This window comes from Rhizobacter sp. P5_A1, assembly GCF_056400745.1.
The window spans coordinates 30,758-54,390 of record NZ_JBFUKR010000032.1 but is presented as its reverse complement, the minus strand read 5'-3'; the positions used below and the strand labels follow the sequence as shown (position 1 = coordinate 54,390).

Genomic DNA, 23,633 nt, shown 5'->3' with positions numbered 1-23,633 from the left:
GGTGCGGGGTGGCCGGCCGGTGGGCTGTGTGCGACGCCGAGAAGCGCAGGGCTCCTGGCCGCGCGCGCAGCGCGCTTCGTCAACTGACTCGTCGCGGCTGTCTGAGTGCAGTGAGCGCAGCGAACGGAGCGAGTTCGGCGACGGGCCAGGAGACCGAGCATCGCAGGGTACCCCTCGCGCAGCGAGGGGCGAGCAGTCTGCCCACCGGGCGGCCAGCCTGTGCCGGCGATCGCGCCGACTCTGGCAAGCGGAACAAGCATGCATGGAGCACCCAAGATGAGCGCCGTGCCCGCGGCGCGCAAGCCCGGCGTGCGGGCGCTGGCGGCGCAGGCGACGCGCGAGAGCATCCTGCGCGCGGCGACGAAGGTGTTCGCGAAGCACGGTTTCGCGGGCGGGCGCGTCGAGCAGATCTCGAAGGCCGCGAAGTCGTACGACCGGATGATCTACTACTACTTCGGCAGCAAGGAAGGCCTGTACATCGCGGTGCTCGAGGAGATGTACCGCCGCTTCAACGAGGCCGAGTCGAAGCTCGCGCTGGTCGGCGTGCCGCCGGTCGATGCGCTGAAGGCGGTGATCCGCTTCATGTGGCTGCACTACCAGAAGCACCCGGAGTTCATCACGCTGCTGAACACCGAGAACCTGCATCGCGGCCGCCACATCTCGAAGTCGCTGCGGGCGCGCGAGTATTCGTCGCCGGCGGTCAGCGTGCTCGGCGAAGTGCTGGCGCGCGGCGTGCAGCAGAAGCTGTTCCGCGCCGACGTGGCCGCGCGCGATGTCTACCTGATGATCGCGTCGATGGGCTACTTCTACCTGTCGAACCGCTTCACGCTGTCGGCCTTTCTCGGCGAGCAGCTCGAGACCGCCGACGCGCTGGCGCACTGGGAAACCTTCGTGATCGACGCCGTGCTGCGCACGGTGCAGCCCGCGTAGCCGTCGGCGCGAACCGGGCGGCGCACCGCGCTCGGCGCGGGCATGCTTCCTGCTGTGCACTTTTTGGTATACCGATGAGTGCACCATAACGTCGCATGGACCCGCTCCCGCTTCTCACCTTGTCCGACTGGCGCCGCGCTTATCGCGACGGCGCTTCGCCGCGGCACCTGCTCGAGGCGCTGCGCCGCCGGCTGCAGCGCGAAAGCCCGGCCGAGGCCTGGATCACGCAGGCGGGCGCGGCCGAGCTCGAGGCGAGCGTCGCGGCACTCGAGTTCCGCGCCGCGCGCCAGCCCGATCGTGCGACCGCGCTACGCGCGATGCCGCTCTTCGGCGTGCCGTTCGCGGTCAAGGACAACATCGACGTCGCCGGGCTGCCGACGACCGCCGCGTGCCCGGCCTACCTGCGCACCCCGCTTGCCCATGCGCATGCGGTCGGCAAGCTGATCGCCGCCGGCGCCGTCTGCATCGGCAAGACCAACCTCGACCAGTTCGCGACCGGCCTGGTCGGCGCGCGCTCGCCGTACGGGCGGCCGAGCAGCACCTTCGCGGCCGAGCGCATCAGCGGCGGCTCCAGCTCGGGCTCGGCGGTCGTCGTGTCGCGCGGCGACGTGCCGTTCGCGCTCGGCACCGACACGGCCGGTTCGGGCCGCGTGCCGGCCGGTTTCAACAACCTCGTCGGGCTCAAACCCACGCCCGGGCGCGTCAGCAGCAGCGGCGTCGTGCCGGCCTGCCGCAGCCTCGACTGCATCTCGGTCCTGGCGCTGACGGTGGCCGACGCCGCCGAGGTGCTCGCGCTGATCGAAGGGCCGGACCCGGCCGACGCCTACAGCGCGTTCCGCGTCGGCGCCGCGCTGCCGCCGGCGGCGCTGCGCATCGGTGTGCCGGCCGCACCGGTGTTCGGTGGCGACGCCGGCTACGCGCCCTGCTTCGAGCGCGCCGTCGCGCAGGCGCGCGCGCTCGGCCACACGGTGCTGCCGCTCGATTTCGCGCCGCTGCTCGCGGTCGCGAAGCTGCTCTACGGCGGCCCGTGGGTGGCCGAGCGGCACGCGGTCGTGCAGGCCCTGATGCAGCGCGATCCGGCCGCGATCGACGCGACGGTGCGCCGCGTCATCGAGGTCGCGAACCAGTTCAGCGCGACCGATGCGTTCCGCGCGCAGTACGCGTTGCGCGACGCGCTGCGCGACACCGCCCCGCTGTGGCAGCAGGTCGACCTGCTGATGGTGCCGACCGCGCCGGCGCACCCCAAGCACACCGACATCGACGCCGACCCGCTGGGCGCGAACGCGCTGCTCGGCACGTACACGAACTTCGTCAACCTGCTCGGCTGGTGCGCGCTCGCGCTGCCGGCCGGCTTCACCGAGATCGGCCTGCCATTCGGCGTGACCTTCATCGCCCCCGGCGCCGCCGATGCGGCGCTGGCGCGCTTCGGCCAGGGCTGGGAGGCGAGCGTGAAGCTGCCGCTCGGCGCGACCGCGCGGCCCTTCGAGGCCGCCTCGGCGCCCGACCCGCTCGCGGCCTGGCCGGCGAGCCGGCCGACGCTGCCGATCGCGGTCGTCGGCGCGCACCTGAGCGGCCTGCCGCTGAACGCGCAGCTGACCGAACGCGGCGCGACCCTGCGCGAGGCCACGCTGACCGCGCCGCAATACCGCCTGTTCGCGTTGCCGGGCACCGTGCCGCCGAAGCCCGGCTTGCAGCGCGTGGCCGCCGGCGGCGCGTCGATCGCGGTCGAGGTCTGGGACATGCCGCTCGACGCGGTCGGCTCGTTCCTCGCGCTGATCCCGGCGCCGCTCGGGCTGGGCAGCCTGGCGCTGGCCGATGGCCGCTCGGTGCACGGCTTCGTTTGCGAGGCGTCTGCGCTCGCCGGCGCGCGCGACATCACCGCGTTCGGCGGCTGGCGCGCGTTCCTGCAGGCCTCTCAGCCCGTCACGCCGGCCTGAGGGGCCGAGCCGGGTCGCCTTCCCTTTCCGTTCCCTCACCTTTTCGGGAGATTCGCATGAGCCGACCGCTGTTCGACCCCTCGGCGACACGCCGCCGCCTGCTGGGCGCCGCCGCGTCCGGCGTCGCGCTCGCGAGCCTGGGCGCGCCCGGTTTCGTGCGCGCCCAGGCGGCCCCGAAAATCCGCGTCGGCTACTGGCCGGTCGCGGCCGGGCTGCCGTTCTTCGCGGCGATCGAGAAGGGCTACTTCAAGGAGGCCGGGCTCGATGTCGAGCCGCTGAAGTTCGCCGGCGCGCAGCAGGTGATGGAGGCAATGCTGTCGGGCCGCTCCGACGGCAGCGCGAACGGCACCGGCTCGGCGAACCTCGCGATCGGCGAGATCGCGCAGCCGGGCCTGTTCAAGATCTTCGCGACGAACCCGAGCAACGCGAAGTACGTGCTCGAGGAGTTCCTCGTGCCGAAGGACAGCGCGATCAAGACGATGGCCGAACTGAAGGGCAAGCGCGTCGCGTCCGGCCCCGGCATCCAGAACGTCACGCTGGCGAAGACGATGCTCGAGAAGGCCGGCGCCGGCGCGATGAGCGTCACCGAGCTGCCGATCGGGCAGCACGTCGCGGCGCTCGCGGCCGGCCAGATCGACGCGGCCTACACGCTCGAGCCGACCGGCACGATCGGCCGCATGAACGGCACGACGCGCGTGCTCGAGGCCGGCGTCGTCGCGCACTACATCCTCGGCGACCCGATGGCGCCGTGGCACGGCGGTTCGGCGAGCCTGACGAGCGAGTTCATCAAGAAGAACCCGGCCGAGGCGAAAAAGTTCATCGCGGCCTATGCGCGCGGCATCGAGCTGGTGCGCAGCCATCCGGACGAAGCGCGCCAGTTCATGAAGGGCTACACCGCGATCGAAGGCGCGCTGACGAAGGAAGTGCCGCTCGCGTCGTACATGCTCTACAGCGAGTTCAAGACCAGCGACGTCGCGTACTTCCAGAAGTTCTACGACCTGTTCTCGGACAAGGGCATCTTCGAGAAGAAGGTCGTGGTCGAGCCGCTGCTCTACCGGGCCTGAGCGATGAGCGAAACCTCCACCGCCGTCGCCGCCCCAAAGCCCTGGAGCGGCTCAACCGACGCCGCGGCCGCGCCGGCGAAGTTCAGCTGGGGCAAGCTGCTGCCCTTCGTCGGCCCGGTCGCGCTCTTCATCGTCTGGGACCTGGTCGTGCGCGCCGGGCTGATCAAGGCGATCCTGCTGCCCACGCCGTGGGACACGCTGCAGGCGCTCGTCACCGGCCTGGCCGGCGGGCCGCTGCTGACCGACTTCGGCGTCACGGTGCTGCGCACGCTCGAGGCGTTCGTGATCGCCGCGCTGGTCGGCGTGCCGCTGGGCGTGCTGCTCGGCAGCAACGAGCGCGCGTACCGCAGCGTCGAGTTCCTGATCGACTTCTTCCGCTCGACGCCGAGTTCGGCGCTGATCCCGCTGTTCCTGCTTATCTTCGGCGTCTCGGACGTCAACAAGGTCGCGATCGCCGCATTCGGCGCGCTGCTGATCGTGCTGTTCAACAGCGCGTACGGCGTCATCAACGCGCGCAAGCAGCGCGTGATGGCGGCCAAGGTGATGGGCGCGACGCGCTGGCAGATCTTCAAGGACGTGCTGATCTGGGAGAGCCTGCAGCCGACTTTCGTCGGCCTGCGCTCGGCGGTCTCGATGGCGCTGGTGATCGTGATCGTCGCCGAGATGTTCATCGGCTCCGACACCGGCCTGGGGCACCGCATCATCGACGCGCAACAGGTGCTGAACGTGAAGAGCATGTACGCGGCGATCCTCGCGGCCGGCGCGCTCGGCTACGCGCTGAACGTGCTGTTCCTGGTGCTGGAACGCAAGATCGTCCACTGGAGCGGGAGGTAGCGCATGACCGAAGTACTGAACGCGGCGGTGATCGCCGATGTCCCCGAGCGCCCGTTCGCGCCCGGGCCGGCCGGCACGCACATCACGATCCGCGGGCTGACGAAGTATTTCGCCGGCTGGCCGCTGTACGAAAACTTCGACCTCGACATCCCGAAGCACAAGATCGTCTCGGTGTTCGGCCCGAACGGCTGCGGCAAGTCGACGCTGATCAACATGATCGCCGGGCTGATCCCGATCGACTCCGGGCAGATCCTGTTCGACGGCAAGACCCTGCGCGACACGAAGATCGGCTACGTGTTCCAGAACTACCGCGAGGCGATGTTCCCGTGGATGCGCACGATCGACAACATCGCCTACCCGCTGGTGCTCGAGGGGCGCTCGAAGGCCGAGGTCGACCGGCGCATGGCCGAACTGGTCGCGAGTTTCGATGTCAAGTTCGACCTGAAGCGCTACCCGTACGAGCTCTCGGGCGGCCAGCAGCAGACCGCGTCGATCATGCGCGCGCTGGCGCCGGGCCCGGAGGTGCTGTTCCTCGACGAGCCGTTTTCGGCGCTCGATTTCGAGATGACGCTGTTCATCCGCGAGAAGCTGCAGGAGGTGTTCATGCAGACTGGCACCACAATGCTGCTCGTCTCGCACGACCTCGAAGAAGCGGTCTACCTGGCCGACCAGGTGCTGCTGCTGACGAAGCGCCCGACCAGGGTGGCCGAAATCTTGCAGTACGGCGATGCGCGACCGCGCACCGTTGCGACCTTGTCCGAGCCCGGCTTCATCGCGGCGAAGAAGCTCAGCCTGGAGATTTTCCAACGCGAGGTGCGGCGCTGACGACGAAATGAAAGGCGCCTCTCTCGATGACCCCTGCGCAGATCGAAGCCTATGTAGACGCAGCCGCCGCCGCATTGCAGCTGCCCCTGAGTCCCGACCACCGCCCGGGCGTGCTGGGCTACTTCGCGCTGGCGGCCGGCATGGCCGAGCTCGTCGGCGCGCACCCGCTCGCGATCACCGACGATGCGGCCGAGGCCTTCGTGCCGATCGCGCCGGCTTCGGGCACGCGCGGATGAACGTCGACGAGCTGCTGAAGGGCGGCGCGGCCGAGATGGCCGCCGCGGTGCGCGGCGGCGCGGTCAGCGCGACCGCGCTGGTGCAGGCGAGCCTGCTGCGCATCGCCGAGACCGAGCCGCGCATCAACGCGTTCACCGACGTCACCGCGCAGCGCGCGCTGCAGGCCGCGGCCGCCCTCGATGCGCGCCTGGCGGTCGGCGACACGACCGCGCACGCGCTGCCGCTGCCCGGCGTGCCGTTCGCGGTGAAGAACCTGTTCGATGTCGCCGGCCTGACGACGCTGGCCGGCTCGAAGATCGAACGCGGCCGGCCCGCGGCCACGCACGACGGCCCGCTGGTCGCGCGGCTGCAGGCGGCCGGCGCGATCCTCGTCGGCGCGCTGAACATGGACGAGTACGCCTACGGCTTCACGACCGAGAACAGCCACGAAGGGCCGACCCGCAACCCGCACGACCCGACGCGCATCGCCGGCGGTTCGTCGGGCGGCTCCGCCGCGGCGGTCGCGGCCGGGCAGGTGCCGATCACGCTCGGCTCCGACACCAATGGCTCGATCCGCGTGCCGTCGTCGCTGTGCGGCACCTTCGGGCTGAAGCCGACCTTCGGCCGGCTGCCGCGCACCGGCAGCTACCCGTTCGTCGCGAGCCTCGACCACCTCGGCGCGTTCGCGCGCAGCGCACGCGACCTGGCGCTGAGCTACGACGCGATGCAGGGCTTCGACGCGCGCGACCCGGGCTGCGTCGCGCGCCCGATCGAGACGACCGCCGACACGCTCGGCCTCGGCGTCCGCGGCCTGCGCATCGCGACGCTCGGCGGCTACTTCCACGCCAACGCCAACGCAGAAGCGCGCGCGGCCGTCGCCCGCGTCGCGCAGGCGCTCGATGCGGCGCGCACGGTCGAGCTGCCCGAGGTCGCGCGGGCGCGCGCCGCGGCCTTCATCATCAGCAACGCCGAGGGCGCGGCGCTGCACCTGCCCGACCTGCGCACGCGCGCGGCCGATTTCGAGCCGCTGTCGCGCGACCGCTTCCTCGCCGGCGCGCTGCTGCCGGCCGCCTGGGTGCAGCAGGCGCAGCGCGTGCGGCGCTGGTTCGCACTGCGCGCGGCCGAGCTGTTCGAGGAGGTCGACATCCTGCTCGCGCCGGCCACCCCCTGCGCCGCAATGCCGATCGGCACCGAGTGGATCGAGGTCGGCGGCCGGCGCGTGCCGGCACGGCCGAGCCTGGGCCTGCTGACGCAGCCGATCTCGTGCATCGGGCTGCCGGTCGTCGCGGTGCCGGTCTGGGGCGCGCATGCATCGCTGCCGATCGGCGTGCAGGTCATCGCGGCGCCGTGGCGCGAAGACCTGGCGCTGCGCGTCGCGCACCAGCTGCAGACGCTGGGCGTCGCCAGTTCGCCGGTCGCCGCGCCGTGATCGCCGAGATCAACCTGCCCGAGGTGCTGGTCGAGATGACGGCGGTGTTCGCGCGCTATGAAGACGCGCTCGTCAACAACCGGATCGACGTGCTCGACGCGCTGTTCTGGGATTCGCCGCAGACCGTGCGCTATGGCGCCGGCGAGAACCTGGTCGGCATCGAGGCGATCCGCGCGTTCCGCGCCGCGCGGCCGGCTGTCGGGCTCGCGCGGCGCCTGTCGAACACCGTGATCACGACCTACGGCCGCGACGCCGCGACGACGATGACCGAGTTCCATCGCGACGCCAGCACGCTCATTGGGCGCCAGAGCCAGACCTGGATTCGCACCACTGGGGGGTGGCGCGTGGTCGCCGCGCATGTCAGCCTGATCCAGCCTCGTTAAGATCGGGCATGAGCGCCGCACTTCCCGCCTCGGTGACACCGCATCCCGCCGCACGCACCAACCTGGCCGAACAGGTCTACGCGACGCTGAAGTCGGAGATCAACGACTTCCAGCTCGTCGCCGGCGACCGCTTCTCGGAGGCCGAGCTCGGCAGCCGCCTCGGCGTCAGCCGCACGCCGGTGCGCGAGGCGCTGTTCCGGCTGCGCAACGAGGGCTTTCTCGATGTCGAGCCGAAGCTCGGCTGGTTCGTCAAGCCGATCGACTTCGAGAAGCTCGAGCAGCTCTACGACCTGCGCATCGTGCTCGAAATGGCGAGCGTGCAACGGCTTTGCAGCCGCAGCGCCGAGCCGCCGGAGCTCGAGGCGCTGAAGGACATCTGGCTCGTGCCGATCGCCGAGCGCCTGACCGACGCGCGACAGGTCGGTGCGAACGACGAGCAGTTCCACGCCACACTGGTGCGCGCCGCCGGCAACGCCGAGATGGCGCGCGTGCACTGGGACGTGACCGAGCGCATCCGCATCATCCGGCACCTCGATTTCACGCGGCTCGACCGCATCGAGGCGACCTACGCCGAGCACGCGAAGATCCTGCGTGCGGTGATCCAGCGCAAGGCCGATCAGGCGCAGCTGCTGCTGAAGGCGCACATCGACCAGAGCAAGGCCGAGGTGCGCAAGATCACGCTGCACACGCTGCATGAGGCGCGCACGCGCTTGGCGCGTTGACGTGACGCGCCGACCCGGCCGCACCCATCGGGCACGGGTTTTGCTGAATCCCGCTTGGTATACCAGCGCGTGCACCAAAGTGCGACGCGGCCTCATCCAAACGCGGAGAACCTCATGACGAACCCGATCGATGCCTCACGCCGCCGCACCCTGGCGCAGCTTTCCGCCGTCTCGCTCGCGACCTTGTCGCCGTTCGCGTTGCGCAACGCGCTTGCCCAGAAGCCGCTGACGGTCGGCGTGATCTATGTCGGCCCGCGCGACGACTTCGGCTACAACCAGTCGCAGGCCGCGGCCGCCGCCGAGATGAAGAAGCTGCCGGGCGTCAAGGTCGTCGAGGAAGAGAACGTGCCCGAGACCGCGTCCGTCACGAAGACGATGACCGGCATGATCAAGCAGGACGGCGCCGCGCTGCTGTTCCCGACCTCGTTCGGCTACTTCGACCCCTACCTGCTCGCGCTCGCCGCGAAGGAGCCCGACGTGCGCTTCTCGCACTGCGGCGGCATGTGGACCGAAGGCAAGCACCCGAAGACGACCGGCAGCTACTTCGGCTACATCGACGAGTGCCAGTACCTGAACGGCGTGATCGCCGGCCACATGACGAAGAGCAAGAAGCTCGGCTTCGTCGCGGCCAAGCCGATCCCGCAGGTGCTGCGCAACATCAACGCGTTCACGATGGGCGCGCGCTCGGTCAACCCGGCGATCACGACGACGGTGATCTTCACCGGCGAATGGTCGATGCCGGTGAAGGAAGCCGAGGCGACGAACAGCCTCGCCGACCAGGGCGTCGACGTGTTCACGATGCACGTCGACAGCCCGAAGGTGATCGTCGAGACCGCCGCGAAGCGCGGCAAGATGGTCTGCGGCTACCACGTCAGCCAGGCCAAGCTCGCGCCGGCCGCCTACCTGACCGGCGCCGAATGGAACTGGACCACCGCGTACAAGACCGTGGTCGATGCGGCGCAGGCCGGCAAGCCGCACCCGAACTTCCTGCGCGGCGGGCTGAAAGAGGGCTACGTGAAGATGTCGCCGTACGGCACGATGGTGCCGGAGCCGGCGAAGAAGATGGCCGACGACATCAAGGCGAAGATGATCGCGGGCAACTTCGACATCTTCGCCGGCGGGCTGAAGAGCAACAAGGGCGCGGTCGTGATCCCCGGCGCGAAGGCGCTGAAGCAGACCGACCCCGAGCTCGAGAAGATGAACTACCTCGTCGAAGGCGTGATCGGCTCCGTCTGACCATGCGCAGCAACGCCGTCGATGCGCTGCTGCCGATCGGCGCGCTGATCGGCGCGTTGCTGCTGTTCGGCCTGTTCGTCTGGCTCGGCGGCGTGAGCCCGGTCGAGACCTGGGTGCTGCTGTTCAAGGGCGCGTTCGGCGACTGGTTCTCGTGGCAGAACACGCTGACGCGCGCCGCGCCGCTGATGCTGACCGCGCTGTGCGTCGCGCTGCCGGCGCGCGCCGGGCTGATCATCATCGGCGGCGAAGGCGCGCTGGTGCTCGGCGGCCTGGCCGCCGCCGCGGTGCCGTACCTGATGCCGCTGCCCGCGAACGCGATCGGCAGCGTCATCGTCTGCGCCGCCGGCTTCGCGCTCGGCGCCGCATGGATCGCGCTGGCCGGCGCGCTGCGCCAGTACCGCGGCGTCAACGAGACGATCTCGAGCCTGCTGCTCGCGTACACCGCGATCGCGATCTTCAAGCAGCTGGTCGAAGGGCCGATGCGCGACCCCGCGACGCTGAACAAGCCGTCGACGCGCACGCTCGATGAGGCCATCCGCATCGGCGGCATCTTCGGCTCCGAGGTGCACTGGGGCTTCGTGCTCGGCGTGATCGCCTGCGTCGCGCTCGGCCTGTGGCTCGCGTTCACCGCGCGCGGCTTCTCGGTCCGCGTGGTCGGCGGCAACCCGCGCACCGCGCAGCTCGTCGGGCTGCCGGCGAGCGCGCTGATCCTGCTTGCGTGCGCACTCGGCGGCGGCTGCGCGGGCCTGGCGGGTGCGATCGAGGTCGCGGCCGTGCACACGAACGCGAACGCGTCGCTGATCGCCGGCTACGGCTACGCCGGGATCCTGGTGTCGTTCATCGCGCGCCACAACCCGCTCGCGGTGATCCCGGTCGCGATCCTGTTCGGCGGCTTCGGCGCCGCGGGCAGCCTGCTGCAGCGCCGGTTGGGATTGCCCGACGCTTCGGTCCAGGTGCTGCAAGGCATCGCGTTCGTGCTGATCCTCGGCTGCGAGGCGCTGCGCGGCGTCGACTGGCAGGCTGCGGGCGAACGCTTCCGGCGCTCGGCGCTGCCGCGCGAGGTGCCGCTGAGCAGCACCGTGAAGCCCACCTGAGCGCGACATGAACGACGTCCTGCTGCCTTTCCTCGCCGCGATCCTCGGCGGTGCGTTGCGCGTCGGCGTGCCGTTCCTGTTCGTCAGCCTCGGCGAATGCCTGACCGAGAAGTCGGGCCGCATCAACCTCGGTCTCGAAGGCGTGCTGGTGCTGTCGGCGATGGCCGCGTTCGGCGGCGCCTACCTGAGCGGCTCGGCGTGGATCGGCGTGCTCGTCGCCGCGGTGACCGGCGCGCTGCTGGCGCTGCTGCATGGCCTGCTGTGCTCGCTGCCGCGCGTCAACGATGTCGCGACCGGCATCGCGCTGATGCTGCTCGGCACCGGGCTGGCGTTCTACCTCGGCAAGCCGCTGATCCAGCCGCAGGCCGCGCAGCTGCCGCCGCTCGCGCTCGGCGCGTGGAGCGATTCGCCGCTGGTCCAGTCGGCCCTGCAGGTCAACCCGCTGCTGCCGCTGGGCGGGCTGCTCGCGCTCGCGATGTACTGGGCCTTCGCGCGCACGCGCTGGGGCCTGCTGGTGCGGCTCGCCGGCGACTCGGCGAGCGCGACGAAGGCGCTCGGCTACTCGGTCAACGGCATCCGCGTCGCTGCGACCACCGCCGGCGGCGCGATCGCCGGGCTCGGCGGCGCGTCGCTGACCTTGTTCTACCCGGGCAGCTGGAACGAGGGCATCTCCAGCGGCCAGGGCCTGATCGCCGTCGCGCTGGTGATCTTCGCGCGCTGGAGCCCGCTGCGCTGCGTCGGCGCCGCGGCGCTGTTCGGCGGCGCCGGGGCGATCGGCCCGGCGCTGCAATCGATCGGCATCAGCGCCGGCTACAACCTGTTCAGCGCGGTGCCCTACGTGCTGACGCTCGTGATCCTGGTGATCAGCTGCCGGCCCGGTAAGGTCGCGCAGGGCAGCCCGGGCGAACTGTCTTCGGCCAGGTGATCGCGATGCCAACCTTCATCGACGCCAATCCCTATCCGTGGCCGTACGACGGCGATCTGCGCCCCACGAACACGGCACTGATCGTGATCGACATGCAGATCGACTTCTGCGGTGTCGGCGGCTACGTCGACAAGATGGGCTACGACCTCGCGCTGACGCGCGCGCCGATCGCGCCGATCAAGACATTGATGGCGCGGATGCGCGCGCTCGGCTGTCACGTGATCCACACCCGCGAGGGCCATCGGCCCGATCTGTCCGACCTGCCGGCCAACAAGCGCTGGCGCTCGCGCCGCATCGGCACCGCGGGCCGCGGCATCGGCGACGAAGGCCCGTGCGGGCGCATCCTGGTGCGCGGCGAGCCCGGCTGGAACATCATCGACGAGCTCGCGCCGGAGCCGGGCGAGGTCGTCATCGACAAGCCCGGCAAAGGCTCGTTCTGCGCCACCGACCTCGAGCTGATCCTGCACACGCGCGGCATCACGAACCTGCTGCTCGCCGGCATCACGACCGACGTGTGCGTGCACACGACGATGCGCGAAGCGAACGACCGCGGCTTCGAGTGCCTGCTGCTCTCGGACTGCACCGCCGCGACCGACCCCGGCAACCACCTCGCGGCGCTGAAGATGGTGACGATGCAGGGCGGCGTGTTCGGCGCGGTCGCATCGTCGGCGGCGGTCCTCGAAGGATTGAGCAACCCATGACCGCGCCACTCGACCCGAAGCCGCACGCCACCGGTGCGCTGACCCTCGAAACGCTCGAGCTGACGAAGCGCTTCGGCAGCTTCACCGCGATGGACGCGGTCAGCATGACGGTGGCCGCCGGCTCGGTGCACGCGCTGCTCGGCGAGAACGGCGCCGGCAAGAGCACGCTGGTGAAGTGCGTCGCCGGCTCGCAGCGGCCGGAGGGCGGATCGATCCTGATCGACGGCCGCGAGCACGACATCGCGACGCCGGTCGTCGCGCGCGCGCTCGGCATCGGCATGGTCTACCAGCACTTCACGCTCGCGCCCGGCATGAACGTGGCCGAGAACCTGCTGCTCGCCGGCGGCCGCACGCCGGCGCTGATCGACTGGAAGAAGGAGCGCGCCGCGCTGCAGGCCTTTCTCGAGACCACGCCGTTCAAGCTCGACCTCGACGCGACACCCGCCGGCCTTGCCGCCGGCGAGAAGCAGAAGCTCGAACTGCTGAAGCAGCTCTACCTGAAGCCGCGCCTGCTGATCCTCGACGAGCCGACCTCGGTGCTGACGCCGCAGGAGGCCGACGAGGTGCTCGCCTACGTGCGCGCGGTCGCGAAGCGCGGCGAGTGCACGGTGCTGATGATCACGCACAAGTTCCGCGAGGTGATGGCCTACGCCGACGAGGTCACCGTGCTGCGCCGCGGCCGGCGCGTGCACGGCGCGCCGGTCGCCGGCACGACGCCCGAGCAACTCGCGCAGGCGATGATCGGCGACTCGGCCGCGAGCGCGTCGGCGATCGTCGCCGAAGGCAGCGCGGCACCGCGCGCCGCGACGCCGCCCGATGCGGCGATGGCGCTGCAGGTCGACGGCCTCTCGGCGATGGGCGACCGCGGCACGCTGGCGGTGCAGGGCTTGAGCCTGCAGGTCAGGCGCGGCGAGATCCTCGGCATCGCCGGCGTCTCGGGCAACGGGCAGCGCGAGCTGGTCGAATCGCTGGTCGGGCAGCGGCCGCGCACCGCCGGCAGCGTGCAGGTCGTCGGTGAGCCGTACCTCGCGCGGCGCGCCGAGAACCGCGTGCTGCAGCTGCGCGCGCTGCCCGAGGAGCCGCTGCGCAACGCCTGCGTCGGCGAGCTCAGCGTCGCGCAGAACATGGCGCTGCGCGACTTCGACGAAGCGCCGCTGCAGCGCGGCGGCTGGCTGCGCTTCGATGCGTGGCGCGAGCGCGCGCGTGCCTGGATCGCCGAGTACGGCGTCAAGACGCGCGGCGAGAACGCGCCGATCGCGAGCCTCTCCGGCGGCAACGTGCAGCGCGCGGTGCTGGCGCGCGAGCTCGCCGGCAAGATCAACGTGCTGATCGCCGCCAACCCGGTGTTCGGCCTCGATTTCGCGGCCGTCGCCGAGATCCACGCGCGCATCCTGCAGGTGCGCGCGAACGGCGGCGCGGTACTGCTGATCAGCGAAGACCTCGACGAGCTGCTCGAGCTCAGCGACCGCATCGCGGTGATGAGCGAAGGCCGCATCGTGTTCGAGACGCCCGCCGCCGGCGCCGACCGGCGCGTGATCGGCGCGCACATGGGCGGCGGCGATCACGGGCACGCGTTGCCGGAGGCTGCATGAGCATGATCGAGATTGGCGCCACGCCGTTCGCGTACCCGTTCGCGCCCGGCCACGCCGCGCTCGTCGTGATCGACATGCAGCGCGACTTCGTCGAGCCCGGCGGCTTCGGCGCCTCGCTCGGCAACGACGTGAGCCTGCTGCACACCGCGATCGCGCCGATCGCCAGCCTGCTCGCCGCATGGCGCGCGCGCAACTGGACCATCGTGCACACGCGCGAATCGCACCAGCCCGACCTGTCGGACTGCCCGCCCGCGAAACGGCTGCGCGGTTCGCCCAGCCTGCGCATCGGCGAACCCGGCCCGATGGGCCGCCTGTTGATCCGCGGCGAGCCCGGCACCTCGATCATCCCGGCGCTCGCGCCACAACCCGGCGAACTCGTGATCGACAAGCCCGGCAAGGGCATGTTCTGGTCCACCGGCCTGCACGAGACGCTGCAGGCCCTCGGCGTGACGCACCTCGTGTTCACCGGCGTCACGACCGAGGTCTGCGTGCAGACCTCGATGCGCGAGGCGAACGACCGCGGCTACGACTGCCTGCTCGTCGAGGACGCGACCGAGAGCTACTTTCCCGCGTTCAAGGCCGCCGCGCTCGCGATGATCGCGGCGCAGGGCGCGATCGTCGGCTGGCACACGCCGAGCGCGACCTTGCTCGAGGCGATCCACTCAATCTGAGGTCGGCGGCGGCGCCAGCACCGCCTCGGCGAGCGCCGTGTCCATGTACTCGGTGAGTTCGCGCAGGCGCCCGTTCTCGAAGCGGCAGACATAGCAGTAGGTGTTGTCGTAGGCCTCGCCGCGCACGGTCTGCACCTGGCCGCGGCACTCGACGACGACGATGTCGTCTTCCGCGATGAAGCGCAGCGCGCGGTTCGTGTACGTGGTGGCGAACTGCGCGAACAGCGGCTTGAACAGCTCGTCGCGCACCGTCTGCTTGCCCTCGAAGCGCCGCGACCACGCGCCGCGGCCGGGGATCTCCCAGCAGAAATCGTCGGCCATCGCGGCGACGAAGGGCTTGCCGTTGCCGTGCGCGAGCTCGGCGAAGATGGCCTGCATCGTTCGCTTGTTCTGTGCTGGGTTCATCGTGTGCTGCCTCCGCTTCGGGTTCAAAGGGTTGGATCGTTCTTCGGCCGATGGCCGCTCGCGATCCACGCGTCGTAGAAGCCGACCTTGCCGTCGATCAGCTTGAGCGCGGCGCGGTGTTCGGCGATCGCCTGCACGACGCGCGCGCGGTGCGCGGCGAGCATCTCGCGCCGCTGCGCGAGCGTCGACCGGCCCTGCTTGACGAGCGCGGTGTAGCGGCGCATCTCGGCGATCGACATGCCGCTGCGCCGCAGCCGCTCCATCAGTTCGAGCCAGCCGACATGCTGCTCGCTGTAGGTGCGCCGCCCGCCGGCGTCGCGCGCGACGCCCGGGATCAGCCCCTGCGCCTCGTACCAGCGGATCGTGTGGACGCTGCGCCCGGTGCGCGCCGAGAGCGCGCCGATGAGCAAGGTTTCGGTCGTCATGGCGCCATTGGACAAGCTAGAGTGCACTCGATGTCAAGCCCCCCGTCTGGTCGTCTCGGGCGCGTGCTACAAACCGCGCATGGCGAGCCTGCACTTCGATCTGACCGACCTGCGGCTGCTCGTCAAGGTGGCCGAGGCGAACAGCGTCACCGGCGGCGCCGACGCGATGCACCTGTCGGTGCCGGCGGCGAGCACGCGCATCAAGAACCTCGAAGAGAACATCGGCGCGAAGCTGCTGTTCCGCACGCCGCAGGGCGTGACGCTGACGCCGCCGGGCCAGACCTTCGTGCAGCATGCGCGGCTCGTGCTCGGCCAGCTCGAACGGCTGCGCGGCGACCTGCAGGAGTACGCGAAGGGCATCAAGGGCCACCTGCGCGTGTGGGCCAGCGCGACCGCGATGGGCGAGTTCCTGCCGCCGGTGCTGCAGACCTATCTGCGCCGGCACCCCGATGTCAACATCGACCTGCGCGAGCGCCTGAGCCACGACATCGTGCGCTCGGTCGGCGAGGGCAAGATCGATGTCGGCATCGTCAGCGGCTACGAGCGCACCGAGGCGTTGCAGGTGATCCCGTACCGGCGCGACCGGCTCGTGCTCGTGGTGCCGCGCGGCCATGCGCTCGCGGGCGCCGCGTCGATCGCATTCGCCGACACGCTCGCGCTCGACCAGATCGGCCTGCACGAAGGCAGCGCGCTGCGCGCGTTCCTGCAGCGCATCTGCGACGACCTGCACGGCAGCCTGAAGCTGCGCATCGAAGTCAGCAATTTCGAAGCCGCCTGCCGCATGGTCGAAGCCGCGGTCGGCGTCGGCGTGATGCCCGAGTCCGCCGCGCGACGGCACGCGCAGGCGATGCAGATCGAGATCGTGCCGCTGGCGGATGCGTGGGCGCTGCGGCAGATGCATGTCTGCGTGCGCAGCCTGGAGACGCTGCCGGGGTTCGCGAGGGATCTGGTGGAGTTGTTGGTGGAGGATGCGAAGGGTGGGTAGGGCGACGGAGTTCGTCTCTGTGGCAACAAGGAACCCGCTGAACTCGCCACCTCGTGGCAATGGGGTCGCGGCTGATGGCAAGGTGGCATCATGTCCAAATCACGTCACAAGCACGATCCTCAGCCCGCGCTCCTCTGCGAAGTCCAGTGTCGCTCCCAGTCATGTTCGAACCGAAACTCGCTGTTCACTCTGAAAGGAAGAACGATGATCTCTGGCCGCTCGTTCGCCGGCGCGGTTGCGTTCGCCGCCGCGATTTCAAGTCTTCCTGCTCAGGCCACTGAGCAGGTGATCGTCCTCGTGAAGGTCTTTTCGAGCGCAGGCCGAGAGGATGAGCTACAGGCGCGGTACTTGAAGCAAGTTGAGTACCTTCGCAAGGGTCTGAGGATCCCGCGAAGCAATCGCGCCGACCCCAGGCTTTTTGTGCATCCTCGTCAGGGCTAAAGATTTGCAATGCAGCGCCGTCGCCATCGCGACGTACGCTACCTTTTGCTGCAGACTGTCTACCACTTGGGGAGCATCCAAATGCTTGGCCGCACCGCTTTGACGTTGAGCTCTCTCCTGATTTGCGCTCCTGTCGTCGCCGAGCCGAAAGAAGACGCCCTCGCGGCCTATCAGAAGTTCTTTGAAGCATTTACCACAGACAACCACGAGCAAATGGTTCGCTTGTTCGCACCGGACGCCTTGTTCTACGGAACCCGCTCCACCGAACTGGTAACGACGCCGGAAGGGATACGCCAATACTTCGTAGCAGCCCTGACCGGAACGAGGGGTTCGGTCAAGGCAACCCCGTTTGAGCAAACAGCGCTAGTTCTGTCTGATAGCGTCGTTGCGATATCCGGCAAGTGGCAATCGGAACGAACATCTGATGGGAAGATGGTTACGGCTGGCCCGTCGCGGAACACTGTCGTCATGCAGAGGCGCGGTGACCGTTGGTTGATCGTGCAGTTCCACAACTCGCCGACCCCGAAGCCGGCGCCATAGACCGTGAGCCCCAAGAGATGACGGACCCCCTTCTTCTCGACCTCGCGACTTCGATTGAAACCAAGCGGCTTCTCGTTCGAGTCCCGCAAGCCGGCGATGGACTGGCGCTGCACGCCGCGGTCGTCGAGTCTCTCCCCGAGTTGCGGCAGTTCTTGGGTTTCTTGCCGTGGGTCGCAAGCGAGCCGAATCCGGAATCCTCTGAAGCTCGCTGTCGCAAGGGTGCGGCGAACTTCCTTTCGCGCACCGATCTGCCGTTTCTTGCGTTTGAGAAGTCATCGGGCCAACTGTTGGGCGGCGTGGGACTCCATCGAACGGTGTGGTCGACGCCAAAGACCGAAGTCGGCTACTGGGTCCGAACATCTCGCGCAGGAAGTGGGTACGTCACAGAAGCCGTCTCGGCTCTGGTCGAGTACGCCTTCGATCAGATGCGCGCAGCCAGGGTGGAACTCATCACCGATGAAGCCAACACGCCGTCGCGCCAGGTCGCCGAGCGTTGTCGGTTCGGCCTCGAAGGAGTTCTTCGCAACGAACGTCGGGCGCCCGACGGCTCGTTGCGCAACACATGCGTCTATGCAATCGTGCAACGAGCGCCCAACGCCTGAGAGGGGCTGCTCAAGTAGTCGACCCGTTTGCGATGCCGGATTGCAGTCGGCTGTGAAGCGCGACGTTGAGTTCGGATAGAGGCGGGCCATGATGTCAGCGCCGCAAGCCCGAGCGCCACACGCTTGCTCCACAGCAGCGGAGCGGCGCCCTGCACCGTGTGCGCAGCACACCTTCTCCCTGAACTCGTGAAGGGCCTCACACCCGCGAGGACGGGGCGGTTGCTAACCTCCACGACCCAGCGACGGCCGCGAGAGGGCCCGGCCGCCCGCCAGCCTTGAGAACGATCTCCCAAGGCACTTCGCCTCCCCAAAAACCAACAGAACACAAAAACACAATGAAGCAGAAGGTCCTATCGCGCGTGCTCGCGCTCCTCTTGGCCACGGTGGGGCCTTGTCTCTCCGGCGCATCGATGGCTGCCGAGCCGACGGAAAGCCAGCTCCGCGCCGATTACGACCGTTGGGCCGTCAACCAGGGCAGCCAGGAGTACCGGACCCGCCACATCCTCGTGCGCACGAGCGAGGAAGCATCCGCGGCATTGGAGGAGATCAAGAACGGTGCTCCGTTCGCCGACGTGGCGTCGCGCATCTCCGGCGACCCGGGCTCCAAGGCCAAGGGAGGTGACCTCGGCTGGCTTCGCCCGGCAGACACGGTCCCCGAATTCGCCACGGCCATGCGCAACGCGGGGATCGGGCTGAATCCCGTTCCCGTGCGCACGGCCTTCGGCTGGCATCTGATCCGGGTCGATGAAATGCGGCCACTGCGTGTTCTTCCATTCGAAGAGTGGCGTGCCCGCACCGCGGCGAACAGCGCGGCGGTCGCCGCCCAGACTGCCGCCGCGACTGCGGCGGCGGCCTGGTCCCAAGCGCAATGGGAAGCGCTCTTCGCGACGGCTGAGCACACGGCTGGCGGTTCCAGCTACGTCTATCGCGAGGCGACGACCGCCGACCCCGAGATGGCCCAGCGCTGGAGCAGGTTCGGCATGATCACCGTGCGCGGCCTGCGGGACATCCGGGCCCGCCATCTCATCGACGTGCCGCCGGCGTTGCGCTTTGCGCTGCTGCGCCTGTACCAGCCCGACGACGTCAGCCCGCCGGTGCTGCGAACCCTGGCCGATGGACGCAAGGAATGGTCGGTGCTGAAGCTCGTGCGCCGCGGCGAGGCGAGCAGGCTGAAGTTCGATCCGCAGTTTCGTGCCGATGCCGCCACCTGGGTGGCGAGCGGAAAGCTTCCGACGCCTGAGCAACTGAACGACCCCGTGGCACAGGCGCGCCTTGCCTATTGGCGCGCATTCAATGCAGAGCAGATCGCTCGCGTCCCGGCCCCGTTGTCTCCAGACCTCGAGTACGGCGACCACGGCACGCCGCTGTTGACCGCCCTGCTTCGCAAGAACCTGGAGGCCGCCGAGGCGCTGGTGCGACGCGGGGCAGATCTGAATCGCTGTGGCGCCTGGGGCTGCCCGATCGCGTTCGCGGCACGCATGCCCGATGCCGCGGAGAGCCTCACCTGGGTCAGCTGGATGCTGAAGAACGGTGCCAAGCCGGACGCCACCGATCCGCGTGGCCCGGAGCTTCTTTCCACCGCGCTGACGACCGCCGTGTGGCATGACCATCGGGAGGTGGCGCTGCGCCTGCTGGACGCTGGCGCTTCGGCCGACGGCGTACGAGATGCCATCACCACGCCGATCGAGGCGGCCGCGATGAAGGGCAACCAGCCGATGGCGGAATGGCTCCTCTCCCGCGGCGCCTCCGTGATGCCCCGCCCGGCGGTGACGGGCTTCGGCGTCAGCAGCATCTACACGGCAGCACAGGGCGCCAACAACGCCGCGCTTTCCGCCTGGGCTGAGAAGACGATGCTGCAGGCGGCGATGGCCCGGCCCGAGTTCCGGTTCGAGATGTACTTCGAGCAAACCGGCCGGCGCATCGACCCGGACCGCGATGGCCGGGTGCAACTCAAGGCAGCACCCTTCAAGATGGTGTTTCGCTTGCCGGATGGCACCGATGAGGTTCAGATCGGCAGTTCCCTGCACGCTTCCTGGCTCGACGAGATCCGGGCCAGCGACCTTCGCAATGCCATGTACCGCCCCTTGGCCAGTGTCGCTTTGAGCGATGCAACCAAGCCCGGATCGGACTACCTGGTGCTGTCGCCCCCTTGCCCGAGCGCAGCGCCGGCCGATCCTGGTTGTGACGGCGCACCGATGTTTCTTTCCGTCGATCCCGGCGCGCGCGATGACTTTCACGAGCGCCGCACGAAGGGCGGCAAGGCCTATGTGCGAGCGGTCTCTCATGTCGTCGACACCGCGGCAGGGGACGGCCCTGCCACCGAGATCCCGCTGGGTCGCCTCGACGGGAAGACCCTCTACATCGCCACGGCAGTCCCGCTGTCAATCGGTGGGGCGACGGGCATTCGCTTGATCCGACCGCAGTTGCTGTCGGTGAAGTTCGCCCGCTGATCGTCGGTACGCCTTGGAGATCCGCCGCGATCTCCAAGGCATCGGGGTCGACCCGACAAGACGCGTTGAGGGTATCTTTCCGTTCCTGTGTTCCATCCACCGGAGAGTTCAATGACCAAGGGCTACTGGATCGCGCGGGTCGATGTCGCCGACGCGGAGAAGTACAAGGCCTACATCGCCGCCAACGCGGAACCGTTCCGCAATTTCGGGGCGCGTTTTCTGGTGCGCGGCGGGCGGTTCGAGAATCCGGAAGGAGCGAGCCGCACTCGCAACATCGTGATCGAGTTTCCTTCCTACCAGGCCGCGCTCGACTGCTGGAAGTCTCCGGAGTACCAGGACGCGATCAAGCTTCGGGTGCCGGTGTCGACCATCGACCTCGTCATCATCGAAGGCTACGACGGCGCGCAGCCGTCCTGAGCCGTCGCCTGTTCTCGGGCACGACAAGATGCAAGTCCGCGCCATCCGCCCCGCCGAAGTCGAAGCGGCCCGCTTGCTGCTGCAGGCGAGCAACTGGGGCAAGCGCGTCGCCGATCCGCAGACCTTCGCGGAGCTGGTCAGCCGATCGCAGATGGCCTTGGTCGCCGTCGAAGGGCAGGAGGTCGTCGGCTTCCTGCGGGCGCTGACGGATGGCATCTTCAACGGCTACATCTCCATGGTCGTGGTCGACGAAAGGCACCGAGGCCAAGGCATCGGGACCGCGCTGGTCAAGGCCGCGATGGGTCAGAACGCAGAGATGACCTGGGTGCTTCGGGCCGGACGCGAAGGTGTCTCGGCCTTCTACGAGAAGCTGGGTTTCAGCGCATCCGAAGTCGCGATGGAACGGCCGGGGCAGCGCGAATGACACCCGGCGCCAACCCTTCGGAGTTTGCCCCTTGTGCAGGCGACGGGTAGAGGAGAAGCAGCGAGATGTTCGCGATCAAGGCCGAGGTCGGCGACCCGAACGCGCGTGCGTTCGCATTCAGCGAGCAGAAGACGATGTACGGCGGCAAGCGCATCGCCGAGGGCGACACGATCTTCGTCTTCGCGAGCGAGAACGAGGGGGGTGCAGGTCTCGTCGCCGCCGGCATCGTCACCTCGGCCGAAGCGACGCCGAAGAAGCCCGGGCTCGCCCGGCAGACGCCGCGCGTCAGCATCGCCATCCGGCGCACCGCGCTCGCAAGGCGCCGCCTGGGTCGAAGCGAGCTGAAGCTTTTCTCCGACTGGAATGACGGCCGCCCCGAGACCGAGCTCAACTTCAAGTTCTACCGCCAGGCAACGAACAAGATCGTGGGGATCTCGGCTGAAGCGGCCGCGCTCCTCCGCGGGTTCTTCTAGGGCCGCCGATGCGTCCGCTCTTCTCTCTGCTTGCGCTGACCTCGATGCTCGCCGCGTGCGGTGGTGCCAACGCGTTCGAGCTGAAGGCGACGAGCCCTGAATTCACCGTCACCGTCCCTCGGCTGCCGTCGATGCGCCTCGATGCGCAGAAGACCTCGGATCCCCAGATTGCGAGCTCGATGGCGGGAGGCGACGAAACCTACAAGGTCACGCTGCTCGTCACGAAGGCCGAGGCGCAGACCAGCACCCGCGCATGCGCCGGCGCGTTCCTGCGGGCGCTGGTCGCGAGGCCGGGCATGCCGGACCGGGACAACATCTACCGGACCGCGCTGGACGAGAACACGTTCCTGGTGCTGTACCTCCTGGGCGGGCCGGGCAGTCAGCAGCTGCATGCCCACCTGCTGTCTTCGGCGAACGCGACGCATTGCATCGAGGCGCACTTCTCCAGAGCGCGCCGCGACGGCGAGGACGAAGACGATTGGCGCGGGAGTTTCGGCGGGGCGCACGTTCAAGACCTGCACCGTTGACACCCCGCGCGTCCGACCGATCAGCGCTCGCGCGCGCGCCGGTCCCGCGGCCGGGGCAGTTCGGGCAGCACCGTCTGCGGCACTACCCGCGGCGCGACCGGCGGCGGCGCGCTCGGCGGCCGGTTCAGCCGCAGTACCGTCCAGCCCTTGCGCAGTGCGGTCGATTCGAGGCGCGGGTCGGGGTCGACGACGATCGGGCGCTTCACCGCGCTGAGCAGCGCGAGGTCGTTGATCGAGTCGGTGTAGAAGCTCGCCTCCTGGACGAGGTGGTCGGGGTGGCCGGCGTCGCGCAACCAGCAGCGCAGCCGGTCGATCTTGCCGGAGCGCATGTTCAGCGCGCCCGCGGTGCGCCCGGTGTAGTGGCCGTCGGCGAGTTCGAGTTCGGTGCAGAGGTAGTGATCGACGGCCAGGTCGGCGGCCGTCAGTTCGCTGACGACGCGGTTCGTCGCGGTGGTCAGCACGATCGTCTCGCCGAGCTCACGGCGGCGCTGCAGCAGCTCGCGGGAATCGTCGGGAATGCGCGGGCGAATCCACTCGCGAAAGAAGCGCTCGCGCAGCGGCAGCAGCTCGGCCGGCGTGCGGTCGGTCAGCGTGCGCGCGTGGAAATCGCAGTAGTCGACCGGCGTCACGGTGCCGGCGTCGTAGCGCTGCGCCATGTCGAGATAGTGCTCGGCGAACAGCGCGTCGAGGCACCCTTCGCCGATCAGGAACTCGCACCACAGCACGTCGCTGTCGGCGCTGAGCAGCGTGTGGTCGAGGTCGAACAGGGCAAGCCGCATCGTCACGGCCGGAGTATCCGACCAATCGCACCGACGCGGCAGACGCACGTGCTGCAGAAAGCATGCGCGCGTGTCGATCGCGAGCCTCGTCTATCGTCGTGTGTTCAGAGGGCCGTCCTCTGCTTCCGGGATCGAACCGACATGACCACCCCCGCCACCTCCACCGTCCGGCTTCACCGCGTGTTCGTTGCCCCGCCGGAGCGCATCTACCGCGCCTTTCTCGATGCCGACGCGATGGCCAAGTGGCTGCCGCCGCACGGCTTCACCGGCAAGGTCCATCAGATGGACGCCGAGGTCGGCGGCGCCTACAGGATGTCGTTCACGAACTTCAGCAGCGGCCACAGCCACGCGTTCGGCGGCAAGTACCTCGAACTCGTGCCGCACGAACGCATCCGCTACACGGCCGTCTTCGACGACCCGAATCTGCCGGGCGAGATGCAGACGACGGTCACGCTGACGAAGGTGTCCGTCGGGACCGAACTGAACGTCGTGCAGGAAGGCATCCCTGCGATGATCCCGGCCGAGGCCTGCTACCTGGGCTGGCAGGAGTCGCTGACGCTGCTGAAGCAACTCGTCGAAGCCGAGATTCCGGGGTGATGCCGGAGG

Annotated in this window: 28 protein-coding genes; 25 read left to right on the top strand and 3 right to left on the bottom strand. The window is 69.1% G+C overall.

Features of this window, described 5'->3' with window-relative positions; all coding sequences use genetic code 11:
* The first annotated feature begins 276 nt into the window (after nt 1–276).
* From AC1DTW_RS24420 to AC1DTW_RS24350, 15 genes are all read left to right on the top strand, one after another.
* Entirely contained in the window at nt 277–930 is a 654-nt protein-coding gene (locus tag AC1DTW_RS24420; protein ID WP_477983999.1) for a TetR family transcriptional regulator, read from the top strand.
* A gap of 95 nt (nt 931–1,025) precedes the next feature.
* A complete protein-coding gene (atzF, locus tag AC1DTW_RS24415) occupies nt 1,026–2,867 on the top strand; it encodes an allophanate hydrolase (protein WP_477983998.1) in 1,842 nt (613 codons plus the stop codon).
* A gap of 56 nt (nt 2,868–2,923) precedes the next feature.
* Complete coding sequence (locus AC1DTW_RS24410) at nt 2,924–3,931, top strand: ABC transporter substrate-binding protein (RefSeq protein WP_477983997.1); 1,008 nt, start codon at nt 2,924–2,926, stop codon at nt 3,929–3,931.
* Nucleotides 3,932–3,934: 3 nt separating this feature from the next.
* Nucleotides 3,935–4,765 carry an ABC transporter permease gene (locus tag AC1DTW_RS24405; RefSeq protein ID WP_477983996.1) on the top strand — a complete coding sequence of 277 codons (831 nt, stop codon included), beginning with the start codon at nt 3,935–3,937 and terminating at the stop codon, nt 4,763–4,765.
* Between the two features lie 3 nt (nt 4,766–4,768).
* On the top strand, nt 4,769–5,590 hold the full coding sequence (locus AC1DTW_RS24400) for an ABC transporter ATP-binding protein (RefSeq protein ID WP_477983995.1): 822 nt from the start codon (nt 4,769–4,771) through the stop codon (nt 5,588–5,590).
* 26 nt (nt 5,591–5,616) lie between these two features.
* Nucleotides 5,617–5,826 carry a DUF4089 domain-containing protein gene (locus AC1DTW_RS24395; protein ID WP_477983994.1) on the top strand — a complete coding sequence of 70 codons (210 nt, stop codon included), beginning with the start codon at nt 5,617–5,619 and terminating at the stop codon, nt 5,824–5,826.
* The gene (locus AC1DTW_RS24390) at nt 5,823–7,235 is read left to right on the top strand and encodes an AtzE family amidohydrolase (RefSeq protein WP_477983993.1); all 1,413 of its coding nucleotides are present in this window, start codon (nt 5,823–5,825) and stop codon (nt 7,233–7,235) included. The genes AC1DTW_RS24395 and AC1DTW_RS24390 overlap by 4 nt, the downstream gene beginning before the upstream one ends.
* A 35-nt stretch (nt 7,236–7,270) precedes the next feature.
* A complete protein-coding gene (gene hpxZ / locus AC1DTW_RS24385) occupies nt 7,271–7,618 on the top strand; it encodes an oxalurate catabolism protein HpxZ (protein ID WP_477984001.1) in 348 nt (115 codons plus the stop codon).
* 8 nt (nt 7,619–7,626) lie between these two features.
* Nucleotides 7,627–8,340, top strand: coding sequence for a GntR family transcriptional regulator (locus tag AC1DTW_RS24380; protein ID WP_477983992.1), 714 nt, complete (start codon nt 7,627–7,629; stop codon nt 8,338–8,340).
* Between the two features lie 114 nt (nt 8,341–8,454).
* Entirely contained in the window at nt 8,455–9,576 is a 1,122-nt protein-coding gene (locus tag AC1DTW_RS24375; RefSeq protein WP_477983991.1) for a BMP family ABC transporter substrate-binding protein, read from the top strand.
* A 2-nt stretch (nt 9,577–9,578) separates the two neighbouring features.
* The gene (locus AC1DTW_RS24370) at nt 9,579–10,670 is read left to right on the top strand and encodes an ABC transporter permease (RefSeq protein WP_477983990.1); all 1,092 of its coding nucleotides are present in this window, start codon (nt 9,579–9,581) and stop codon (nt 10,668–10,670) included.
* A gap of 7 nt (nt 10,671–10,677) precedes the next feature.
* On the top strand, nt 10,678–11,595 hold the full coding sequence (locus AC1DTW_RS24365) for an ABC transporter permease (RefSeq protein ID WP_477983989.1): 918 nt from the start codon (nt 10,678–10,680) through the stop codon (nt 11,593–11,595).
* Nucleotides 11,596–11,600: 5 nt separating this feature from the next.
* A complete protein-coding gene (gene biuH / locus AC1DTW_RS24360) occupies nt 11,601–12,296 on the top strand; it encodes a biuret amidohydrolase (protein ID WP_477983988.1) in 696 nt (231 codons plus the stop codon).
* Nucleotides 12,293–13,888, top strand: a complete 1,596-nt coding sequence (locus AC1DTW_RS24355; protein ID WP_477983987.1) for an ABC transporter ATP-binding protein — start codon at nt 12,293–12,295, stop codon at nt 13,886–13,888. The genes biuH and AC1DTW_RS24355 overlap by 4 nt, the downstream gene beginning before the upstream one ends.
* Nucleotides 13,885–14,559, top strand: a complete 675-nt coding sequence (locus AC1DTW_RS24350; RefSeq protein ID WP_477983986.1) for a cysteine hydrolase family protein — start codon at nt 13,885–13,887, stop codon at nt 14,557–14,559. Before AC1DTW_RS24355 ends, AC1DTW_RS24350 begins: the two co-directional genes overlap by 4 nt.
* On the opposite strand, the gene AC1DTW_RS24345 is transcribed toward AC1DTW_RS24350, so the two are convergent.
* Complete coding sequence (locus AC1DTW_RS24345; protein WP_477983985.1) at nt 14,551–14,964, bottom strand: nuclear transport factor 2 family protein; 414 nt, start codon at nt 14,962–14,964, stop codon at nt 14,551–14,553. The genes AC1DTW_RS24350 and AC1DTW_RS24345 overlap by 9 nt on opposite strands.
* A gap of 23 nt (nt 14,965–14,987) precedes the next feature.
* The gene (locus AC1DTW_RS24340) at nt 14,988–15,389 is read right to left on the bottom strand and encodes a MerR family transcriptional regulator (protein WP_477983984.1); all 402 of its coding nucleotides are present in this window, start codon (nt 15,387–15,389) and stop codon (nt 14,988–14,990) included.
* A 79-nt stretch (nt 15,390–15,468) separates the two neighbouring features.
* Between AC1DTW_RS24340 and AC1DTW_RS24335 the strand changes: the two genes are divergently transcribed.
* From AC1DTW_RS24335 to AC1DTW_RS24295, 9 genes are all read left to right on the top strand, one after another.
* A complete protein-coding gene (locus AC1DTW_RS24335; RefSeq protein WP_477983983.1) occupies nt 15,469–16,374 on the top strand; it encodes a LysR substrate-binding domain-containing protein in 906 nt (301 codons plus the stop codon).
* Between the two features lie 204 nt (nt 16,375–16,578).
* Nucleotides 16,579–16,815: a hypothetical protein gene (locus AC1DTW_RS24330; protein ID WP_477983982.1), complete on the top strand. Its 237-nt coding sequence runs from the start codon at nt 16,579–16,581 to the stop codon at nt 16,813–16,815.
* 9 nt (nt 16,816–16,824) lie between these two features.
* Entirely contained in the window at nt 16,825–17,355 is a 531-nt protein-coding gene (locus tag AC1DTW_RS24325) for a YybH family protein (protein WP_477983981.1), read from the top strand.
* A gap of 17 nt (nt 17,356–17,372) precedes the next feature.
* A complete protein-coding gene (locus AC1DTW_RS24320; RefSeq protein WP_477983980.1) occupies nt 17,373–17,957 on the top strand; it encodes a GNAT family N-acetyltransferase in 585 nt (194 codons plus the stop codon).
* 335 nt (nt 17,958–18,292) lie between these two features.
* Complete coding sequence (locus tag AC1DTW_RS24315; RefSeq protein WP_477983979.1) at nt 18,293–20,407, top strand: peptidylprolyl isomerase; 2,115 nt, start codon at nt 18,293–18,295, stop codon at nt 20,405–20,407.
* Nucleotides 20,408–20,518: 111 nt separating this feature from the next.
* Nucleotides 20,519–20,824 carry a DUF1330 domain-containing protein gene (locus AC1DTW_RS24310; RefSeq protein WP_477983978.1) on the top strand — a complete coding sequence of 102 codons (306 nt, stop codon included), beginning with the start codon at nt 20,519–20,521 and terminating at the stop codon, nt 20,822–20,824.
* Nucleotides 20,825–20,897: 73 nt separating this feature from the next.
* Entirely contained in the window at nt 20,898–21,248 is a 351-nt protein-coding gene (locus AC1DTW_RS24305; RefSeq protein ID WP_477983977.1) for a GNAT family N-acetyltransferase, read from the top strand.
* A gap of 65 nt (nt 21,249–21,313) precedes the next feature.
* Nucleotides 21,314–21,721: a hypothetical protein gene (locus AC1DTW_RS24300; protein WP_477983976.1), complete on the top strand. Its 408-nt coding sequence runs from the start codon at nt 21,314–21,316 to the stop codon at nt 21,719–21,721.
* Nucleotides 21,722–21,729: 8 nt separating this feature from the next.
* A complete protein-coding gene (locus tag AC1DTW_RS24295; RefSeq protein ID WP_477983975.1) occupies nt 21,730–22,248 on the top strand; it encodes a hypothetical protein in 519 nt (172 codons plus the stop codon).
* 20 nt (nt 22,249–22,268) lie between these two features.
* On the opposite strand, the gene AC1DTW_RS24290 is transcribed toward AC1DTW_RS24295, so the two are convergent.
* A complete protein-coding gene (locus tag AC1DTW_RS24290) occupies nt 22,269–23,027 on the bottom strand; it encodes an HAD family hydrolase (protein ID WP_477983974.1) in 759 nt (252 codons plus the stop codon).
* A gap of 141 nt (nt 23,028–23,168) precedes the next feature.
* Between AC1DTW_RS24290 and AC1DTW_RS24285 the strand changes: the two genes are divergently transcribed.
* Nucleotides 23,169–23,624 (top strand): SRPBCC family protein, encoded by a 456-nt coding sequence (locus tag AC1DTW_RS24285; RefSeq protein WP_477983973.1) that lies wholly within the window; start codon nt 23,169–23,171, stop codon nt 23,622–23,624.
* Nucleotides 23,625–23,633: the final 9 nt, after the last annotated feature.

Excerpts from the sequence above, each read along its gene's own strand:
- AC1DTW_RS24405 (WP_477983996.1), top strand. The coding sequence starts at position 3,935 with ATGAGCGAAACCTCCACCGCCGTCGCCGCCCCAAAGCCCTGGAGCGGC.
- AC1DTW_RS24380 (WP_477983992.1), top strand. The coding sequence starts at position 7,627 with ATGAGCGCCGCACTTCCCGCCTCGGTGACACCGCATCCCGCCGCACGC.
- AC1DTW_RS24285 (WP_477983973.1), top strand. The coding sequence starts at position 23,169 with ATGACCACCCCCGCCACCTCCACCGTCCGGCTTCACCGCGTGTTCGTT.
- atzF (WP_477983998.1), top strand. The coding sequence starts at position 1,026 with ATGGACCCGCTCCCGCTTCTCACCTTGTCCGACTGGCGCCGCGCTTAT.
- AC1DTW_RS24315 (WP_477983979.1), top strand. The coding sequence starts at position 18,293 with ATGAAGCAGAAGGTCCTATCGCGCGTGCTCGCGCTCCTCTTGGCCACG.
- AC1DTW_RS24400 (WP_477983995.1), top strand. The coding sequence starts at position 4,769 with ATGACCGAAGTACTGAACGCGGCGGTGATCGCCGATGTCCCCGAGCGC.
- AC1DTW_RS24320 (WP_477983980.1), top strand. The coding sequence starts at position 17,373 with ATGACGGACCCCCTTCTTCTCGACCTCGCGACTTCGATTGAAACCAAG.
- AC1DTW_RS24365 (WP_477983989.1), top strand. The coding sequence starts at position 10,678 with ATGAACGACGTCCTGCTGCCTTTCCTCGCCGCGATCCTCGGCGGTGCG.
- AC1DTW_RS24410 (WP_477983997.1), top strand. The coding sequence starts at position 2,924 with ATGAGCCGACCGCTGTTCGACCCCTCGGCGACACGCCGCCGCCTGCTG.
- biuH (WP_477983988.1), top strand. The coding sequence starts at position 11,601 with ATGCCAACCTTCATCGACGCCAATCCCTATCCGTGGCCGTACGACGGC.
- AC1DTW_RS24420 (WP_477983999.1), top strand. The coding sequence starts at position 277 with ATGAGCGCCGTGCCCGCGGCGCGCAAGCCCGGCGTGCGGGCGCTGGCG.
- AC1DTW_RS24300 (WP_477983976.1), top strand. The coding sequence starts at position 21,314 with ATGTTCGCGATCAAGGCCGAGGTCGGCGACCCGAACGCGCGTGCGTTC.
- AC1DTW_RS24330 (WP_477983982.1), top strand. The coding sequence starts at position 16,579 with ATGATCTCTGGCCGCTCGTTCGCCGGCGCGGTTGCGTTCGCCGCCGCG.
- AC1DTW_RS24395 (WP_477983994.1), top strand. The coding sequence starts at position 5,617 with ATGACCCCTGCGCAGATCGAAGCCTATGTAGACGCAGCCGCCGCCGCA.
- AC1DTW_RS24335 (WP_477983983.1), top strand. The coding sequence starts at position 15,469 with ATGGCGAGCCTGCACTTCGATCTGACCGACCTGCGGCTGCTCGTCAAG.
- AC1DTW_RS24390 (WP_477983993.1), top strand. The coding sequence starts at position 5,823 with ATGAACGTCGACGAGCTGCTGAAGGGCGGCGCGGCCGAGATGGCCGCC.
- AC1DTW_RS24370 (WP_477983990.1), top strand. The coding sequence starts at position 9,579 with ATGCGCAGCAACGCCGTCGATGCGCTGCTGCCGATCGGCGCGCTGATC.
- AC1DTW_RS24340 (WP_477983984.1), bottom strand. The coding sequence starts at position 15,389 with ATGACGACCGAAACCTTGCTCATCGGCGCGCTCTCGGCGCGCACCGGG.
- AC1DTW_RS24375 (WP_477983991.1), top strand. The coding sequence starts at position 8,455 with ATGACGAACCCGATCGATGCCTCACGCCGCCGCACCCTGGCGCAGCTT.
- AC1DTW_RS24355 (WP_477983987.1), top strand. The coding sequence starts at position 12,293 with ATGACCGCGCCACTCGACCCGAAGCCGCACGCCACCGGTGCGCTGACC.
- AC1DTW_RS24290 (WP_477983974.1), bottom strand. The coding sequence starts at position 23,027 with ATGCGGCTTGCCCTGTTCGACCTCGACCACACGCTGCTCAGCGCCGAC.
- hpxZ (WP_477984001.1), top strand. The coding sequence starts at position 7,271 with ATGACGGCGGTGTTCGCGCGCTATGAAGACGCGCTCGTCAACAACCGG.
- AC1DTW_RS24325 (WP_477983981.1), top strand. The coding sequence starts at position 16,825 with ATGCAGCGCCGTCGCCATCGCGACGTACGCTACCTTTTGCTGCAGACT.
- AC1DTW_RS24310 (WP_477983978.1), top strand. The coding sequence starts at position 20,519 with ATGACCAAGGGCTACTGGATCGCGCGGGTCGATGTCGCCGACGCGGAG.
- AC1DTW_RS24350 (WP_477983986.1), top strand. The coding sequence starts at position 13,885 with ATGAGCATGATCGAGATTGGCGCCACGCCGTTCGCGTACCCGTTCGCG.
- AC1DTW_RS24345 (WP_477983985.1), bottom strand. The coding sequence starts at position 14,964 with ATGAACCCAGCACAGAACAAGCGAACGATGCAGGCCATCTTCGCCGAG.
- AC1DTW_RS24295 (WP_477983975.1), top strand. The coding sequence starts at position 21,730 with ATGCGTCCGCTCTTCTCTCTGCTTGCGCTGACCTCGATGCTCGCCGCG.